The organism is Nocardioides humi, from assembly GCF_006494775.1.
GTDB classification, from domain to species: domain Bacteria; phylum Actinomycetota; class Actinomycetes; order Propionibacteriales; family Nocardioidaceae; genus Nocardioides; species Nocardioides humi.
In genome coordinates, this window is sequence record NZ_CP041146.1 from 3,490,486 (window position 1) to 3,507,414 (window position 16,929).

16 protein-coding genes are annotated in these 16,929 nt (G+C 75.1%); 12 read left to right on the forward strand and 4 right to left on the reverse strand.

What is annotated here, in order from left to right; all coding sequences use genetic code 11:
* The first annotated feature begins 62 nt into the window (after positions 1–62).
* Positions 63–1,754, forward strand: coding sequence for a copper resistance CopC/CopD family protein (locus tag FIV44_RS17040; protein ID WP_141005475.1), 1,692 nt, complete (start codon positions 63–65; stop codon positions 1,752–1,754).
* A 314-nt stretch (positions 1,755–2,068) separates the two neighbouring features.
* Here FIV44_RS17040 and FIV44_RS17045 read toward each other — a convergent pair whose 3' ends face one another.
* On the reverse strand, positions 2,069–2,878 hold the full coding sequence (locus tag FIV44_RS17045; protein WP_141005476.1) for an HAD family hydrolase: 810 nt from the start codon (positions 2,876–2,878) through the stop codon (positions 2,069–2,071).
* Positions 2,879–3,021: 143 nt separating this feature from the next.
* Here FIV44_RS17045 and ssd point away from each other — a divergent pair, with 143 nt between their 5' ends.
* From ssd to FIV44_RS17080, 7 genes are all read left to right on the forward strand, one after another.
* A complete protein-coding gene (gene ssd / locus FIV44_RS17050; protein ID WP_141005477.1) occupies positions 3,022–4,113 on the forward strand; it encodes a septum site-determining protein Ssd in 1,092 nt (363 codons plus the stop codon).
* Positions 4,110–5,303, forward strand: a complete 1,194-nt coding sequence (locus FIV44_RS17055; protein WP_141005478.1) for a TadA family conjugal transfer-associated ATPase — start codon at positions 4,110–4,112, stop codon at positions 5,301–5,303. Before ssd ends, FIV44_RS17055 begins: the two co-directional genes overlap by 4 nt.
* Entirely contained in the window at positions 5,300–6,112 is an 813-nt protein-coding gene (locus FIV44_RS17060; RefSeq protein ID WP_141005479.1) for a type II secretion system F family protein, read from the forward strand. Before FIV44_RS17055 ends, FIV44_RS17060 begins: the two co-directional genes overlap by 4 nt.
* Positions 6,105–6,848 carry a type II secretion system F family protein gene (locus tag FIV44_RS17065; RefSeq protein WP_141005480.1) on the forward strand — a complete coding sequence of 248 codons (744 nt, stop codon included), beginning with the start codon at positions 6,105–6,107 and terminating at the stop codon, positions 6,846–6,848. The genes FIV44_RS17060 and FIV44_RS17065 overlap by 8 nt, the downstream gene beginning before the upstream one ends.
* Before the next feature lie 182 nt (positions 6,849–7,030).
* Positions 7,031–7,210: a DUF4244 domain-containing protein gene (locus FIV44_RS17070; protein ID WP_141005481.1), complete on the forward strand. Its 180-nt coding sequence runs from the start codon at positions 7,031–7,033 to the stop codon at positions 7,208–7,210.
* Positions 7,211–7,259: 49 nt separating this feature from the next.
* A complete protein-coding gene (locus tag FIV44_RS17075) occupies positions 7,260–7,604 on the forward strand; it encodes a TadE family type IV pilus minor pilin (RefSeq protein WP_246086473.1) in 345 nt (114 codons plus the stop codon).
* Positions 7,601–7,963 carry an Rv3654c family TadE-like protein gene (locus FIV44_RS17080; RefSeq protein ID WP_141005483.1) on the forward strand — a complete coding sequence of 121 codons (363 nt, stop codon included), beginning with the start codon at positions 7,601–7,603 and terminating at the stop codon, positions 7,961–7,963. Before FIV44_RS17075 ends, FIV44_RS17080 begins: the two co-directional genes overlap by 4 nt.
* A gap of 266 nt (positions 7,964–8,229) precedes the next feature.
* On the opposite strand, the gene FIV44_RS17085 is transcribed toward FIV44_RS17080, so the two are convergent.
* A complete protein-coding gene (locus FIV44_RS17085) occupies positions 8,230–8,541 on the reverse strand; it encodes a hypothetical protein (protein ID WP_141005484.1) in 312 nt (103 codons plus the stop codon).
* Positions 8,542–8,554: 13 nt separating this feature from the next.
* Positions 8,555–10,933, reverse strand: a complete 2,379-nt coding sequence (locus tag FIV44_RS17090; protein ID WP_141005485.1) for a DEAD/DEAH box helicase — start codon at positions 10,931–10,933, stop codon at positions 8,555–8,557.
* Positions 10,934–11,077: 144 nt separating this feature from the next.
* On the opposite strand from FIV44_RS17090, the gene FIV44_RS17095 reads away from it, so the two are divergent.
* The 4 genes from FIV44_RS17095 to FIV44_RS17110 all read left to right on the forward strand — a co-directional run bounded on the left by FIV44_RS17095 (position 11,078) and on the right by FIV44_RS17110 (position 16,386).
* Entirely contained in the window at positions 11,078–11,410 is a 333-nt protein-coding gene (locus FIV44_RS17095; RefSeq protein WP_141005486.1) for an STAS domain-containing protein, read from the forward strand.
* 176 nt (positions 11,411–11,586) lie between these two features.
* The gene (locus FIV44_RS17100) at positions 11,587–13,887 is read left to right on the forward strand and encodes a sodium-translocating pyrophosphatase (RefSeq protein ID WP_141005487.1); all 2,301 of its coding nucleotides are present in this window, start codon (positions 11,587–11,589) and stop codon (positions 13,885–13,887) included.
* Positions 13,884–14,687: a M14 family zinc carboxypeptidase gene (locus FIV44_RS17105; RefSeq protein WP_141005488.1), complete on the forward strand. Its 804-nt coding sequence runs from the start codon at positions 13,884–13,886 to the stop codon at positions 14,685–14,687. Before FIV44_RS17100 ends, FIV44_RS17105 begins: the two co-directional genes overlap by 4 nt.
* Before the next feature lie 313 nt (positions 14,688–15,000).
* Positions 15,001–16,386 (forward strand): Ig-like domain-containing protein, encoded by a 1,386-nt coding sequence (locus FIV44_RS17110; protein ID WP_141005489.1) that lies wholly within the window; start codon positions 15,001–15,003, stop codon positions 16,384–16,386.
* Between the two features lie 19 nt (positions 16,387–16,405).
* Here the strand turns inward: FIV44_RS17110 and FIV44_RS17115 are convergent, their stop codons facing one another.
* The gene (locus FIV44_RS17115) at positions 16,406–16,771 is read right to left on the reverse strand and encodes a YciI family protein (RefSeq protein ID WP_141005490.1); all 366 of its coding nucleotides are present in this window, start codon (positions 16,769–16,771) and stop codon (positions 16,406–16,408) included.
* Positions 16,772–16,929: the final 158 nt, after the last annotated feature.

A 16,929-nucleotide genomic window follows, 5' to 3' on the forward strand; every position in this document is an offset into this window, starting at 1 on the left:
GCCGGTCACTGACGCGAACCTGGTTCGCGTCATCGAACGCGCCGCCTGAGGAGGCTCCTGCCGTGGGACGAGCTGGACGAGCCGCCGGGGCCGCGCTGCTCCTCGCCCTCGCCGTCCTCCTGCTGCTCCCCGCCGCCCCGGCCGCCGCCCACGCCACCCTGATCGCGACCGACCCGGCCGCCGGCGCCGTCCTCCCGGCCGCGCCCGACAGGGTCCGGTTCACCTTCGACGAGAAGGTCTCCCTCGTCCCCGACGGGGTGCGGGTCTTCGACGCCGCAGGCGACCCGGTGGCGTCGTCGGCCACCGCCCGCGACGCGGTGCTCGAGGTCGACCTCCCCGACGAGGTCGGCACCGGGACGCTCGTCGTCGTCTGGCGGGTCGTCTCCGCCGACGGCCACCCGATCAGCGGGTCCCTCGCGTTCAGTGTCGGCGCGCCGAGCGAGCAGGTCGTCGCCGTACCGGTCCCCGACAGCGGGCCGACCGGTCCGCCCCTGGTCTCCAGCATCGCCACCTGGGCCGGCTACGTCTCGCTCCTGCTGACCGCGGGACTGGTGGCGTTCGTGGTCCTGTTCGTCCCCGAGCACCACCTCGCCGACCGGGCCCGCGACCGCCTGGTCCGCTCCTCCCGGATCGGCGCCGGGATCGCGATCGTCGCCTGGCTCGCCGAGGTCCCGCTCACCGCCGTCTACCAGGTCGGCGCCGGCGTCGGCGCCCTGGCCAAGGGCTCGACCTGGGCCTCGCTGGACCGCCTGGAGTACGTCGTCGCCGGGGTCGTCTCCGCCGGGCTGGTCCTCGCCGTCGTCCTCCTCGGGCGGGGGCTGGTCGATCGCACCCGGCGTCTCGTCGCGCTGGCCGCCTGCGCGCTCGCGGCCTGCGCGCCCGCGCTCACCGGCCACACCCGCGGCGTGACGCCCGAGGCGCTCGCTGTGGGGGCCGACATGCTGCACCTGGTCGCCGGCAGCATCTGGCTCGGCGGCCTGGTCGCGCTCGTCCTCGTCCTGCCCGACCTCGGCGGCCGCGGCGCCCTCGCGGCGGAGGTGCTGGCCCGGTTCTCCGTGGTCGCCGCCGGGGTGCTCGCCGCGCTCGCCGTCACCGGCGTCCTGCTCGCCTGGCGGATCGCCGGGTCGTGGGACGTGCTGTTCTCGACCGGCTACGGGCGCCTGCTGCTCGTCAAGATCGGTGCGGCCGCGGTGGCGGTGCTGATCGCCTGCTGGAACCGGTTCGTGCTGCTGCCGCGGCTGCGCGACGCCGCGCACCGCAGGGACCGTCGTACCGGCGCCGGGATGCTCGCCCGGTCCACCGCGGCCGAGGCGGTCGTCCTGGTGGCGGTGCTGCTGCTGACCGGCTTCCTCGTCGACCGCAGCCCCGAGGCCGCGCCCGCCGCCTCGGCTGCCGGCGCGGGCGGGCCGGCCGGCTCCGGCGGTCCGGTCGAGCCCGCCGTCCGGTCCGTTCGGATGGGCCACATCGAGGTCCGCGCGACCCTCTCCTCGCCGCGACCGGGTCGGGGCACGGTGCGCGTCGAGCTGCTCGACGTCGACGGCCGGCCGACCGAGGCGTTCGAGGCGCCGCGGCTGCGGCTGGCCGGTGCCGACGTCGACCTCGGTGCGGTGCCCGTGGACTCCGTCGCCCCGGGCGTCTACTCCGGCCCGGTCGTGATCCCCACGGCCGGCACCTGGCGGCTCCAGGTGTCCCTGCGCCTCGGCGAGTTCGAGAACCCGGTCTCCGTGCTGGAGTTCCCGGTCGAGGCGGGCTGACCCGCCCCCACATGCAGGTGGCACCCGAGCCTTCGATCGTCTCGGGTGCCACCGCTGACACGTGAACCTTGGCTACCAGGCGTGCACCATCAACAACTGCTCCGGAAGTCTTCCGGACGCCAGCGCCCAATTCAGAAGGGTAGATCGCCGCGTGGGTACCTGGATCACGTGTTGCTCTTGAGTTCTTGGAGTCCTTTGTACGCCGCTCCCCGGCCACCTTCAAGGCTTGTCTTTTCGGCGCCGACGGGGAACGCTGGCGGGTTGGGGGGAGGTTTCTCCTCCGGCCCCTTGCCCGCCTCTCGGGCGGGTGGATCTCAGGCGCTGAGCGCGCGCCGCCGGGCGCCGATCCAGACCGCCGCGCCGACGGCGACGACGCCCCCGACGGCGAGCGCCGCGAGGGTCGGCTTGGGCGGCGGCAGGTGCAGCCGCGACTGCAGCGCGACCGGCCGGGTGAACACCAGGACCGGCCAGCCCCGCGCCGCCGCGACCTTGCGCAGCTCCTTGTCCGGGTTGACGGCGTGCGGGTGGCCGACCGCCTCGAGCATGGGTACGTCGGTCACCGAGTCGGAGTACCCGTAGGACCCCTCGAGGTCGTAGCCGACGCTCTCGGCCAGCGCCCGGATCGCGTTCGCCTTCTCCTCCGCGTAGGCGTAGTACTCGATCTCCCCGGTGTACCGGCCGTCCTCCACCTTGAGCCGGGTCGCCACCACCCGGTCCGCGCCGAGGAGCGCGCCGATCGGCTCGACGACCTCGCTGCCGGACGTGGAGACGATGACCACGTCCCGGCCCGCCTCATGGTGCTCGTCGACGAGGCGGACCGCCTCGTCGTACACGAGAGGGTCGACGACATTGTGCAGCGTGTCGGCCACGATCTCGCGGACCGTCGCGACGTCCCAGCCGGCGCACAGCTGCGACATGAACTGCCGCATCTTCTCGACCTGGTCGTGGTCGGCGCCGCCGATCATGAACACGAACTGGGCGTACGCCGAGCGCAGCACCGCGCGCCGTGAGATCAGCCCGCCCGCCTGGAACGGCTTGCTGAACGCGAGCACGCTCGACTTGGCGATGATCGTCTTGTCGAGGTCGAAGAACGCGGCGGTGGGCGGCGTGCCCGCGGGAGCCATGCGTCCATCGTAGGTGAGCCCCTGCGGCCCCATCCGTCACACGCGCCGCCGTCCGCCGTCCACAGGCGGGCTCCGGGCGCGCTCCCTCCACAGGCCGCGGCGGTCGGGGCATGGCGATGTCGGCCGGTGGCGAGAACCTCGGCATGACCCACGACCGACCCTCCCCTCTCCCGCACGCCCGTGCCGCGGACGTGCCGCCCCTGGTGGTGACCGCCGATGACGACCTGCTGGCCGAGCTGCTGCCGCTCGCCGCCGCGGCCGACGTGGCCCCGACGATCGCCCGCGACCCGCTGACCGCCCTGGTCACGTGGACGCGCGCGCCGGTCGTCCTCGTCGGCGCCGACCTCGCGGCCGCGATGGTCCAGGTGGCCCCCGAGTCCCGGCCGCGGAGCTACGTCGTGAGCGGATCCCGCCCGCCCGACCGGCTGTTCCGGACGACCCTGGACCTCGGCGCCGAGAGCGTCATCGAGCTGCCCGGCTCCGCCGACTGGGTGGTCGAGCTGCTCGCCGACCTCACCGAGCGCCAGCCCGGCCGCGCCCGGGTGATCGGGGTGATCGGCGGCAGCGGCGGCGCGGGCGCGACCACCTTCGCCTGCGCGCTCGGGCAGTGGGCGGCCCGGTCCGGCGATGCCGTCGTCGTCGACTGCGACCCCCAGGGTCCCGGCCTCGACCGGATGCTCGGCCTCGAGCGGTGCGAGGGCTTCCGCTGGGACGCGCTGTGCCAGACCACGGGGCGGCTCTCGGCCCGCTCGCTGCGGGAGGCGCTGCCGCGGCGGGGGAGCCTGGGCGTGCTGTCGTGGTACGTCGACGGGCGGGTGCAGAGCCTCCAGGCGTTCGCCGTCCGCGAGGCCCTGTCCGCCGCGCGCCGCGGCCACCGGGTGGTCGTCGTCGACCTCCCACGCTCGCCGGACCCGCTGGTCGACGAGGTCGCCGCACGCTGCGACCAGCTGCTCGTCGTGACCGCCGGCAGCGTGGTCGGGGTCGCGGGCGCGGCCCGGATGCGCGCCCGGTTCGCCGACCATGCCGATCCCGGGGTCGTCCTGCGCGGCGAGGCGTTCGCGGCCGACGAGGTCGCGCGGGCGGTGGGCCTGCCGGTGCTCGCGCAGATGCGCGACCAGCGGGGGCTCGCCGAGGCGGTCGACCTGGGTCTCGGACCGCTGCGCTCCTACCGCGGCCCGCTGGCCCGCGCGGTCGCGCGGGTGCTCGACGGCTCGGCCGCGGAGCTGGCGGCATGAGGTCGACAGCCGACGCCGTCGGACCGGGCGGCGACGTCTCCGTCCTGGTCGAGGACGTCCGTGCCCGGCTGGCCCGCACGCCCGGCGACCTCAGCCCGCACCGGGTGGCCGACGCCCTCCGCGCCGCCGGCCGGCCGGTCGGCGACGCGACCGTGCTCGCGGTCTACGAGGCGCTGCGGCGCGACATCATCGGCGCCGGCCCGCTGGAGCCGCTGCTCGCCCTGCCCGGGGTCACCGACGTCCTCGTCAACGGGCCGGGGCCGGTCCGGATCGACCGTGGCGAGGGCGTCGAGGAGACCGGCGTGGTGCTGCCGTCGGAGGAGGCCTGCCGCCGGCTGGCGCAGCGGCTGGTCGCCAGCGGCGGCCGCCGGCTCGACGACGCCGCGCCCTGGGCCGACGTACGACTGCCCGACGGGACCCGGTGCCACGCCCTGCTCGCTCCGCTGGCCCAGCCCGGGACGGCGATCTCGCTGCGCGTGCCCCGCCGGGACGGCTTCTCCCTCGCGGAGCTGCAGGCCGCCGGCGCCCTGTCCGACGAGGGCCTGGCGCTGGTCGAGCAGGTGGTCGACGCGCGGCTCGCGTTCCTGGTCACCGGCGGGACCGGCGGCGGCAAGACCACGCTGCTCGCCGCCCTCCTGGGTGCCGTCGACCCGAGGGAGCGGATCGTCGTGGTCGAGGATGCCGCCGAGCTCCGGCCCGACCACCCGCAGGTCGTCGGCCTCGAGGCCCGGCCGGCCAACCTGGAGGGAACGGGTGCCGTCGTGCTCCGCGACCTGGTCCGCCAGGCGCTGCGGATGCGACCCGACCGGCTGGTCGTCGGCGAGGTCCGCGACGCCGCCGTCGTGGACCTCCTGGCCGCGATGAACACCGGCCACGAGGGCGGCTGCGGCACCCTGCACGCCAACTCCGCCGCCGACGTCCCCGCCCGCGTCGAGGCGCTCGCCCTCGGCGCCGGGCTCGCCCGCGACGCCGCCCACAGCCAGCTGGCGGCGGGCCTCGACGCGATCCTCCACGTCCGGCGCGACCGTGGCTCGGGGCGCCGGCGCCTGGGGGAGGTCGCGGTCGTCGTCCGCGGTCCCGACGGGCTCGCGCGGACCGAGGTCGCCGTCTCCTTCGGCGCCACCGGTACGCCGACGAGCGGCCCGGGGGCGCGGCGGCTGCTGGGGCTGCTGGACGGGACGAGGCGATGACCGGCGCTGGGACGGTCACCGTCGTGGCCGCCGTGGCGGTCACCGTCGCCGGAGGCATCGTGCTGCTGGCTCCCGCGCGGCAGCGGCTCGCCGGGCCGGCGGACCGGGACGGCGGCCGGCCCGCTCGGGGACGGCTCCTGCCGGCCGTGGTCGTGGCGGCCGTGGTGGCCATGGCGGGTCGCGGCTCCCCGCAGGGGGTGGTGCTGCCGCTCCTCGCGGTCGCCCTCGGCGCCGCGGTGGTCCGCGGTCTCGCCGCGCGGCGCCGGGACCGCGCGGCGGCGGAGGTGCGCCGTCGCGTCGTCGACCTCTGCGACGCGCTGCGGTCCGAGCTCGCCGCCGGCCAGACCGCAGCCGGTGCGCTCGACCGCGCCGCGGCCGAGTGGCCGCTCGTCGCACCCGCCGCCCGGGCCGCCCGCACCGGCGGCGACGTGGTCGCCGCGCTCCGCGGGCTCGCCGCGACGCCGGGCGGCGACGCCCTGCGCGTGGTCGCCGCGGCCTGGCAGGTCGCGCACCGGACGGGGCACGGCCTGGCCGACACCCTGGGCCGGGTCGCGTCCGACCTGCGCGCCGCCGAGCGCACCCGCCGGGTCGTCGGCGGCGAGCTCGCGTCCGCCCGCGCCACCGCCCGCCTCCTCGCGGGCCTGCCGGTGCTCGCGCTGGTGATGGGATCCGGCGCCGGTGCCGATCCGCTGCGGTTCCTGCTCGGCCACCCGGCCGGACTCGCCTGCCTGGCCGGCGGTCTCGCCGCCGGGTACGCCGGGCTCGCCTGGATCGAGGCGCTGGCGCGGGACGTCGACCGCCATGGCTGACGTGCTCCTGGTCGGCCTGCTCGTGGCCGGCGCGGTGCTGGTGGGTTCCGGGGCCGGGACGCGCTGGATCCCCGGTCCGGACCGGTCTGCCCGCGCGTCGGGCCCGGGCTCGGGCTCGGACGACGACGGGCTGCTGCGTCGCGGCCGGGCCCTCTGGGCCCTCCTCGCGGGCGGCGGCGCCGCGGTCCTGCTCGGCGGTCCGCTCGCGCTGCCCGCAGGCGCCGCCGCGGCCGGTGCCGTGTGGGTGGTCGCCGGGCGGCTGGAGCCGCGGACGGTGCGGCAGCACCGCGAGGAGGTACGCCGCGACCTGCCGCACGTCGTCACCCTGCTCGCCGCCGGCCTGCGGGCGGGCCAGGCGCCGGGCGAGGCGATCGAGCTGGTCTGCCGCGCCCTCCCCGGTGCCGCCTCCGCCCGGCTCGCCACCGTGGCCGCGCGGCTCCGCCTCGGCGGCGACGCCGCCACGATCTGGGGCCGGCTCGCCGACGACCCGGACCTCGGACCGCTCGGCCGGACCCTCGGGCGGGCGCACCGCACCGGGGCACCGGTGGTCGCGGCCGTCGAGGGACTCGCCGACGAGCTCGGGTCCCGCGCCCGGGCGGAGGTCGAGGACCGGGCGCGGGCGGTCGGGGTGCGTGCCGCCGTACCGCTGGGGGTGTGCCTGCTCCCGTCCTTCCTGCTGCTCGGGATCGTGCCGCTGGCGGTCTCGCTCGCGGGGAGCATCGTGGCCGGGCAGTGACCGGTCGGACCGTGCTCACCAGCCCCATCCGTACCACCGGGAGCCGTCGGCCGTCCCCAGGCCGGTGGTCGAGGGGTGGCTGTCCACAGGGCCGGTGCCGTGGAGGGGGCGAGGTCGGCCGGGGCGCGCAGGATCGGGGACCGACAGCCGCACCGGGCGGCTGCAGACGAACGGAGAGACCCTTGGCACTGCGCACCTCACGCCGCGACGAGCGGGGCGTCACCACAGCGGAGTACGCCGTCGCGACCGCCGCCGGCGCCGGCTTCGCCGGACTGCTCTACAAGCTGCTCAGCGGCGGATTCGGCGACAAGCTCATCAAGACCCTGTTCGACCATGTCCTCGGCCTGCTCGGGCTGCGCTGACCGGCCGCGGGACCAGCCGCGGGACCAGCCGCGGGACCAGCGGGGTGCCGTGACGGCCGAGCTGGCGCTCGCGCTGCCGGTGCTGCTCGCCCTCACCGCGGGCCTGGTGTGGCTGCTCGCGGTCGCCGTGGCGCAGGTCCGGACCGTCGACGCGGCCCGCGAGGCCGCGCGGGCCGTCGCCCGCGGCGACGACACCGCCCGCGCCGTGGCCCTCGGCGAGCGGGTCGCCCCGGACGGCGTCCGCCTGTCCGTCACCCGCTCGGGCGACCGTGTCGTCGTCCGCGCCCGCGGCCGGATCAGCGGACCCGGCGGGCTGCTCCGGGCCATCCCCGGTGCGACCCTCGCCGCCGAGGCGGTCGCGACCGCCGAGCAGGAAGGAGGCGATCGACGGTGAGCCGGATCGCGGCCGACCGCGGCGCCGCAACTGTCCTCGCCGTGGCGCTGGCGGGCGTGCTGCTGCTCGTCGGCGCCGCCACCGGCCTGGTCGGTGCGCTCCTCGTCGCCCACCGCCGTGCGCAGGCCGCCGCGGACCTGTCCGCCCTCGCGGCCGCGACCTCCCTGGCCGGACGGGTGGCCCACCCCGGTCGCGACCCGTGCACGGAGGCCACCGATGTCGCCGCCGCCAACGGCGCCGCGCTGGTCAGCTGCCGGATCGACGGGCGCGAGGTCGTCGTCGAGGTCCGGGTCACCGGCCCCCGGTGGCTGGGCCAGGACCAGGACCTGGTCGCCGCCGCCCGCGCCGGCCCTGGCTGACTTGGACGGGCCGAGCGTGTCGCCCGATCGAGAGCACCGCACGGTCCTCGCTTCGCGTCGGACCGCGGGCGCCCTCGATGCGCTTCGCGCGGGGACGCCACGCTGCCGGCCGCGCGGTCGGGCTCGGCTGAGCGCACGCCTGTGTGGCGACCAGACGCCTCACGACGTGCTTGGGCCGAGCGTGTCGCCCGATCGAGAGCACCGCACGGTCCTCGCTTCGCGTCGGACCGCGGGCGCCCTCGATGCGTCGTGCGTTGCCGGGCCACTCAGCCGTCGTCGTCAGTGAGCTCGGAGCGGCGGCGCTCCAGCTCGACCTGGTCGAGCTTCTCCGACAGCTCGCCGAGCCGCTTGTGCTCCTTGCGCCGCTGCCAGCTCTGCCGGGCGCCGACCTTCATCATCCACAGACCGGCGACGACCAGCAGGGTCGAGGCAGCGCCCCACAGGACGAGCGTGCCCGGGGCGACGTCCCAGTTCAGGATCTCGGCCGACCGGTGCTTGTAGTCGATGCTCGCGCCGAAGAAGCTGAGCACCAGGGCGATCACACCGACGACCAGCACCACCAGTCCGAGCAGCAGCATGGCGGCAGGATAGCTACTCCGCGGCCTCCCGGGCCGGAGGCGCCTCGCGGAGCAGGGCGTCGAGCAGGGCGACGGCGCCGGCCTTGTCGAGCGGATCGTTGCCGTTGCCGCACTTCGGCGACTGGATGCACGAGGGGCAGCCGGTGGCGCACTCGCAGGCGGCGATGGTCGCCCGGGTGGCGCGCAGCCAGGCCGCGGCGGTGCGGTAGCCGCGCTCGGCGAAGCCGGCCCCGCCGGGGTGGCCGTCGTGGACGAACACGGTGAGGACGCCGGTGTCGGGGTGGTGGGCGGTGGAGACCCCGCCGATGTCCCACCGGTCGCAGGTGGCGAAGAGAGGAAGGAGGCCGATGGAGCAGTGCTCGGCGGCGTGGGCCGCGCCGGGCAGGTCCGCCGGGGCGAGACCGGAGGAGGTGAGCAGGTCGGCGACGACGCCGTCGGGCACGGTCCACCAGACCGCGGCGGTGGAGAGCGTCCGGGGCGGGAGGTCGAGCGGGGTCTCGTCGATCACCTCGCCGGTGCGGGTCCGTCGCCGCAGGTACGACGTGACCCGGCTGGTGACCTCGACGGTGCCGAACGTGACCCGGCAGGGCCCCCAGTCGACGTGCTCGCGCTCCTCGACGATCTCGATGTCGGTGACCTCGCGCGCGCTGGTGGTGTGGTCGACGTCGGCGCGGCGGAGGGTCGCGACATGCTCGTCGAGGTCGAGCGACTCGACCAGCCAGGTCTCGCCGCGATGGAGGTAGACCGCGCCCTCGTGGGCGGTGCCGTGGGCGCGGCCGCCGTCGACGGTGCCGACCACGCGGCCGGTGCCGGCCTCGACGAGCTGGACCTGCGCGCCGCCGGCGGAGCGGATGTCGGCGAGGTCGGCGGCCCGGGCGCGATCGGTCCAGTACCAGCCGGCCGTCCGGCGGCGCAGCAGCCCGCGCTCGACCAGGGACGCGAGCACCTCCCGCATCCGCGGCCCGAACAGCTCCCGGTCGGCCACCGTCACCGGCAGCTCCTGGGCCGCCGCGCACAGGTGCGGCCCGAGGACATAGGGGTTGTCGGTGTCGAACAGGGTGCCCTCGACCGGCCGGCCGAGCAGCGCGTCCGGATGGTGCACGAGGTAGGTGTCGAGCGGGTCGTCGCGGGCCACGAACAGCCCCAGCGCGCCCCCGCCGTCGCGTCCCGCGCGCCCGACCTGCTGCCAGAAGGCGGCGCGGGTGCCGGGGTAGCCGGTGACGACGACCGCGTCGAGCCCGCTGATGTCGATGCCGAGCTCGAGCGCGTTGGTGGCCGCCATGCCGAGCAGCCGGCCGCTGCGCAGGTCCTGCTCCAGGGCCCGGCGCTCCTCGGGGAGGTAGCCGCCGCGGTAGGAGTCGATCCGCCCGGCCAGCGACGGGTCGACCTCCGCGATCAGCTCGCCCGCCCGCCGGGCGACGGTCTCGACGCCGTGCCGGGAGCGCACGAACGCCAGCGTGCGGACGTCCTCGATCACGAGGTCGGCGAGGAGGTCCGCGGTCTCGGCGGTCGCGGGCCGGCGGACGGGAGCGCCGTTCTCCCCCTGGTACGACGTCAGCGGCGGCTCCCACAGCCCGAGCGCGAGCGCGCCGCGGGGCGAGCCGTCCTCGGTCACCGCGGTCACGTCGAGCCCGGTCATCCGGCGGGCCGCCACGTCGGGGTCGGCGACCGTGGCCGAGGCGAGCACGAAGGTGGGCGAGGAGCCGTGGAACGCGCAGATCCGGCGCAGCCGCCGGACGACCTGGGCGACGTGGGCGCCGAACACGCCGCGGTAGTGGTGGCACTCGTCGATGACGACATAGCGCAGCGACCGGAAGAACGACGTCCACCGCTCGTGCCCGGGCAGCAGCGAGCGGTGGAGCATGTCGGGATTGGAGAGGACGTACTCGGCGTGGTCGCGGGTCCACTCCCGCTCCTCGGCCGTGCTGTCGCCGTCGTGGGTCGCCACCCGGACGTCGAGGCCGAGGTCGCGGATCGCCGCCCACTGGTCGTGGGCGAGCGCCTTGGTCGGCGCGAGGTAGAGCACCGACGCCCCGCGCTGGCCCCGCGGGCCGCGGGCGGCGCGGATGTCGGAGAGCGCGGGCAGCAGGTAGGCGAGCGACTTGCCGGACGCCGTACCGGTGGCCACCACGACATGCTCACCCCGGTGGGCGGCCTCGGCCGCCGCGACCTGGTGCCGCCAGGGGAGCACCACCCCACGCGCGGAGTACGCCGCCACCACGTCCGGATCGGCCCACCCCGGCCACGCGGACGTCGTCGCGGCCCGCGCCGGGACCTGCTCGCGATGGGTCAGCCGGTCCGCCCGGGACGGCAGCGCGGTCAGCCGGTCGAGGAGCGCCTCCGGGTCACGCCGCCCCGCGGGGGCGACGTCGAGCTCGGGCTGCGCGGTCATGCTCCGATTGTCCCAAGAACCCCCGACACGGAGCGCAGGCATACCGACGGGATGTCAGCAGATGCCGCGCTCCTTGCACGCGCCCGCGGTCGGCATGGTTTGATAAGTGCCACCAGACATAGGTAGCTATCCCGGGGTGAGGTCGTGAATCTGACACTGTCGACGCGCGAGGTCGGTGGGCGCACCGTCGTTGCCGTGGGTGGCGAGATCGACGTCTACACCGCCCCGAAGCTGCGCGACACCATCACCGAGCTGGTGGCGGCCGGGACCTACCACATCGTCGTGGACATGCAGGCGGTCGAGTTCCTCGACTCCACCGGCCTCGGCGTCCTCGTCGGCGGCCTGAAGAAGGTCCGCGCCCACGACGGCTCCCTCGAGCTGGTCTGCAACGCCGCCCGGCTGCTCAAGATCTTCAAGATCACCGGCCTGGCCAAGGTGTTCGTCATCCACGAGACGCCCGAGGCCGCGTCCGTCTGACCGTGGCGCCTGTGCGGCAGCGTGGGCGCGAGGCACGAGCGACGCGCTCGCGCCATCAACTTGTGACTCGTGTCACAACCTCCATGTGTTCCGCGCCACACCCTGCGTAGACTCCGGGCACGATCTCAGACCTGGCCCCCGTGGCCGCACCTGAACCCCCCGCAGGAGGCAGTCGTATGCCCCGTCCGCTCGTCGTCGATGTCGAAGTCACCGGGGGCGATCTCGCCCTCGTGGCGATCGTGGCCGTGATCGCTCTCGGCTCCCTGGGCATGGCCGTGCTGTTCAGATCGGAGGTGCTCCGCGCCGGCGAGGGCACCCCGAACATGCAGCGCATCGCCCAGGCCGTGCAGGAGGGAGCGAACGCCTATCTCACCCGGCAGTTCCGCACCCTGACGATCTTCGCGGCCATCGCGTTCGTGGTCCTGCTGGCCCTGCCAGCGCACACCGCGGACGACGGGAGCGGGCTGCAGTCGGAGTGGGCGGTGCGGATCTTCCGCTCGGTCTTCTTCCTGGTCGGCGCCGGGTTCTCCGGGGCCGTCGGCTACCTCGGCATGTCGCTCGCCGTCCGCGCCAACCTGCGCGTCGCGGCCGCGGCCAACGAGCAGGGCCGCGACCCGGCGATGAACATCGGCTTCCGCACCGGCGCCTTCGTGGGCATGTTCACCGTCGGCCTGGGCCTGCTCGGCGCGAGCGTCGTGGTCATCGTGTTCCAGGAGTCGGCACCCAACGTGCTGGAGGGCTTCGGCTTCGGCGCCGCCCTGCTCGCGATGTTCATGCGCGTCGGCGGCGGCATCTTCACCAAGGCCGCCGACGTCGGCGCCGACCTGGTCGGCAAGGTCGAGCAGAACATCCCCGAGGACGACCCGCGCAACGCCGCGACCATCGCCGACAACGTCGGCGACAACGTCGGCGACTGCGCCGGCATGGCGGCCGACCTGTTCGAGTCGTACGCCGTCACGCTGGTCGCCGCGCTGATCCTCGGGTCGCAGGCGTTCGGCGACAAGGGCCTGGTCTTCCCGCTCATCGTCCCGGCGATCGGCGCGCTGTCCGCGATCGCGGGCGTCTACCTCACCAAGCCGCGCGCCGGCGAGGGGGGCCTGAAGACCATCAACCGGGCCTTCTACCTCTCCGCCGCCGTCGGCCTGGTCGCCAGCGCGATCGCCGCGTTCGTCTACCTGCCCGGCGACTGGAGCGAGCTCGGCACCGGCGCGGAGGCCGACCTCTCGCCGGCCCTGTTCGCCGCGGGCGCGGTCGCGATCGGCATCGTCCTCGCCGCCGCGATCCTGGCCCTCACCGGCTACTTCACCGGCACCGAGCACCGCCCGGTCAACGACGTCGCCCGCACCTCCCTCACCGGCCACGCGACGGTCATCCTCTCCGGTCTCTCGGTCGGCCTGGAGTCGGCGGTCTACACCGCGGTCGTGATCGGTGCGGCGGTCTTCGGCGCCGCGCTCCTCGCCGGCGGTACGACGGGCCTGGCGCTGTTCGCGGTCGCGCTCGCCGGCTGCGGCCTGCTCACCACCGTCGGCGTCATCGTCGCGATGGACACCTTCGGCCCGGTCTCCGACAACGCCCAGGGCATCGCGGAGATGTCCGGCGACGTCAGCGAGGAGGGCGCGCAGATCCTCACCGAGCTCGACGCGGTCGGCAACACCACCAAGGCGATCACCAAGGGCATCGCGATCGCGACCGCCGTGCTCGCGGCGAGCGCCCTGTTCGCGTCGTACACCCAGAGCGCCTTCGCCGAGGCCGGCGACGTGCTGTACGACGACTTCCTCGTCTACGACGCCAAGCTGATCGTCGGCGCCCTGCTCGGCGCGGGCGTGGTGTTCCTGTTCTCCGGCCTGGCGATCAACGCGGTCGGCCGCGCGGCGGGCGCGGTCGTGTTCGAGGTGCGCCGCCAGTTCCGGGAGATCCCTGGGATCATGGAGGGCACCGGCCGCCCGGAGTACGGCCGGGTCGTCGACATCGTCACCCGCGACTCGCTGCGCGAGCTGGCCACGCCCGGCATCCTCGCGATCCTGAGCCCGATCGCGGTCGGCTTCGGCCTCGGTGTCGGCCCGCTCGCAGGCTTCCTGGTCGGTGCGATCGCGTCCGGCACCCTGATGGCGGTCTTCCTCGCCAACGCCGGCGGCGCCTGGGACAACGCGAAGAAGCTGGTCGAGGACGGCCACCATGGCGGCAAGGGCTCCGAGGCCCACGCCGCCACCGTCACCGGCGACACCGTCGGCGACCCGTTCAAGGACACCGCCGGTCCGGCGATCAACCCGCTGCTCAAGGTGATGAACCTGGTGTCGCTGCTGATCGTCGGCGCGGTCGTCAGCCTCACCTACGGCGAGAACGAGAACGACCTCGTCCGCATCCTCATCGCCGTCGCGGCCGCCGCCGGCATCTTCGCTGCGGTGTACGTCTCCAAGCAGCGCTCCTCCGCGATCGGCGACGACGCCTCGGAGCCCGCTGTCGCCGAGTCGGCTTGAGGCGCTTCCTGGCGGCGCTGGCGGCGGCCCTCGTGGCCGTCGCCGGCGCCGCCGTCATCGTCCCCGCGTCGCCCGCCACGGCGACGCCTGCCGCCGCGGCGCCCGCACCCGCCCGGACGGCCGCGGAGGCTTCGTACGTCGAGACCTCCATTGTGATCGGGAAGTCCGCCCGCGGCCGCAAGATCCGGGCGTTCTACCGCGGCGAGGAGGGCGCCCCGCACGTCCTGCTGGTCCTCGGCCAGATGCACGGTGACGAGAAGGCCGGGATCGCGACCGCACGGTGGATCCGCGACCACATCAGGCCCAGGCCCGGCACCGGTGTGTGGGTGGTGCCGACGATGAACCCCGACGGCAACGCCCGCGGCACCCGCACCAACGCCCGCGGCGTCGACCTCAACCGCAACTGGCCCACCAGCGGCTGGTCGAGCGCGCGCCGCGGGACCCGCTACTGGGGCGGCCCGCGCCCGGCGAGCGAGCCGGAGACCCGCGCGATGATCGACTTCCTGGCCCAGGTGCGCCCGCGCTACATCGCCTCGATCCACCAGCCGCTCCGCGCGATCGGCCGCGGCGGCCACGGCGGCTGGGAGAAGCGACTGGCCCGCAACCTCAAGCTGCCCCGCCGCCACCTCGGCGTCGGCAACCCGGCCGGCACCGACTCACCGACGCTGACCGCCTGGTACGACACCACGCTCGGCGAGTACGGCGCCGCCGTCACCATCGAGTACGGCGCCCGCACCACCCACCGCTACCGCACCAAGGTCGCCGGCCGCGGCATCGCCCGCGCTGCCCGCATCCGCTGACCCCCGGCCGCCGGCGGCCGGGCAGAGATCAGGGGCGCATCCAGTGCGGGTGGCTCCGGTTCCCCTTGCAGACGTACCGACGGCCCTTGGCGTCCCAGCCGCTCCTGCCGTACGACTGCCCGCCGTGGTCGCCGCGCTCCCGGTGCCGGCGGCCGCGGTGGTTGTGCCAGCGGGCTGATGAGTCGACGAACCCGGAGAACCCTGACACGGGCGATGCCGCCCTGTCCCCGGAACGGCGGATCCGGGCGGGACGACCCCAACATTGGGGTCGGACCCTGACGCGACGCCCGCGCCGGCGTGACCGAATGGCACGGTGACCACGACCCTGCGCCTCGGGCGCCCCGTCCTCGCCGTCCTCGTCGCGCTCCTCCTCGGGACCGGCCTGCTCCGTCCGGCCCCCGCCGCGGCCGACCAGCCGGGCGGCTGGTACGACGGCGGCATCGGCTACACGCAGGTGATCAACTGCTTCGGGCTGATCCAGGGCACGCCGTACACCGAGGCCGGGATCGGTGCGTACGCCGGCTACTGGGCCGACCCGGACAGCGGCGTGCCCGCCGTCGGGCAGACGTTCTGGATCCACTACGCCGTCTACGGCATGGGCAACCCGTGCGTCGGCGGCACCTACTTCCACCCGACGATCTCGCTGCCCGCGGGCGTCACCTTCGACACCTCCCAGCAGATCCGGTGCGGGTACGACGGCAGCGGCGGCGCGGCTCCCCAGGGCAACTGCCCGGGCTGGGCCAACATGTCCGGCGGCAGCTACTACAACGACCGCGACTCCGGCCTGTGGGGCGTGGCGCAGGGCCACCACTGGGAGTTCCAGTTCCCGGTGAAGGCGACCCAGCCGCTGTCCGGGGCGAGCCTGACCATCGGGGTCAAGACGATCGACGGCAACAACGACGCCACGGTCACCCTGCGCGCGCCGATCTACGTGTTCGGCGCGGGCGGCACCGGCCAGCCCGGCTCCCCGCACCAGGTGCTCTACAGCAACCCGTCCTCGGTGAACACCGCGACCGACCCCGACGGCGGCGCGACCCGGTACGGCTTCATCTCCTACTTCCAGGCGATCACGAACAACCTCGGCGGCTCGATCGGCGTCGACCTGAGCACGAACGCCTCGACCCCGCAGTGGTCGAAGTCCCTGGCGTACGGCGGCGGCGACCCCGCGGTCTACCTGTGGACCGACTGGAACGAGCCGGAGTTCCCGACCCTGAGCCCCGGCACGACCTATTACTGGCGCGGCAGGTTCACGCCGACCGGCGGCACCACGACGTACGGCGCCTGGCAGTCCTTCACGACCGCAACGGCCGGCGCCGGCGGCGGCGCGTCCACCGGCACCGGTCCGCTCGGCAGCACCGGCGGTGGACTGCCCGGGGGCCTCTCCGGCAGCAGCTCCCTCGGCGGCGCGCTGACCGCGATCAAGGCGAGCGCGACGGTCAAGGCCAAGGCGAAGGGCAAGCTCCGGGCCGGCAGGAAGGGCAAGCTGACGGTCACCGTCTCCTCCGCCCGCGGCGCCTCCGGCACGGTCACCGTCACGCGCAAGGGCAAGGTGATCGGCACCGGTGTCCTCGCCGGCGGCAAGGCCGTCGTGAAGCTGAGGAAGCTCAAGGCCGGCAAGCACAAGCTCGTCGTGAGCTACGCCGGCGACGCCGCGGTGCACCCCGCGAGCGCGAAGGCGAAGGTCGTCGTACGCCGGTAGTCGCGGCGGCTCGCCGGGGTCAGGCGAGGCCGTCGAACGGCCGGACCTCGACCTTGCCCCGGCACGCCCTCGACGCGTCGGCGGCCAGGCCCTGCGCCGTCGCGAGGTCCGGCACGTCGATCACCCAGAAGCCGCCGATGACCTCCTTGGTCTCGAGGTAGGGCCCGTCGGTCACGACCGGCGCCTCGCCCTGCCCGTCGACCACGGTCGCGGTCGTGGCGGGGGCCAGGCCGCCGGCGAACACCCAGTAGCCCTCCTCCTTGATCCGGTCGTTGAAGGCGCCGGTGTCGGCGAAGGACTGCTCCATCTCCTCCTTCGACCCGTAGCCGTAGAACTCGTCGGTCACCTCGGCGGGCCCGTGCACGGACATCAGGTAGTTCGTCATGTCGTCTCCTCAAGGAAGCGCTGATCAATGTCGCCGTCGCGAGCGTCGCGAGGCGCGTGCGATGGCAAGGCGCCGTCGCGAAGGCATGCTGGGCGCACGTCGAGCGTCGGCAACGCCGCCAGTGTGCGTGCATCGTGGCGCGTAGCAGGCGAGATTGA

What these genes read in the sequence shown, in the direction of transcription:
- ssd (WP_141005477.1), top strand. Translation starts at nt 3,022, where the DNA reads ATGACCCACGACCGACCCTCCCCTCTCCCGCACGCCCGTGCCGCGGAC.
- FIV44_RS17100 (WP_141005487.1), top strand. Translation starts at nt 11,587, where the DNA reads ATGCCCCGTCCGCTCGTCGTCGATGTCGAAGTCACCGGGGGCGATCTC.
- FIV44_RS17055 (WP_141005478.1), top strand. Translation starts at nt 4,110, where the DNA reads ATGAGGTCGACAGCCGACGCCGTCGGACCGGGCGGCGACGTCTCCGTC.
- FIV44_RS17045 (WP_141005476.1), bottom strand. Translation starts at nt 2,878, where the DNA reads ATGGCTCCCGCGGGCACGCCGCCCACCGCCGCGTTCTTCGACCTCGAC.
- FIV44_RS17090 (WP_141005485.1), bottom strand. Translation starts at nt 10,933, where the DNA reads ATGACCGCGCAGCCCGAGCTCGACGTCGCCCCCGCGGGGCGGCGTGAC.
- FIV44_RS17060 (WP_141005479.1), top strand. Translation starts at nt 5,300, where the DNA reads ATGACCGGCGCTGGGACGGTCACCGTCGTGGCCGCCGTGGCGGTCACC.
- FIV44_RS17065 (WP_141005480.1), top strand. Translation starts at nt 6,105, where the DNA reads ATGGCTGACGTGCTCCTGGTCGGCCTGCTCGTGGCCGGCGCGGTGCTG.
- FIV44_RS17085 (WP_141005484.1), bottom strand. Translation starts at nt 8,541, where the DNA reads ATGCTGCTGCTCGGACTGGTGGTGCTGGTCGTCGGTGTGATCGCCCTG.
- FIV44_RS17115 (WP_141005490.1), bottom strand. Translation starts at nt 16,771, where the DNA reads ATGACGAACTACCTGATGTCCGTGCACGGGCCCGCCGAGGTGACCGAC.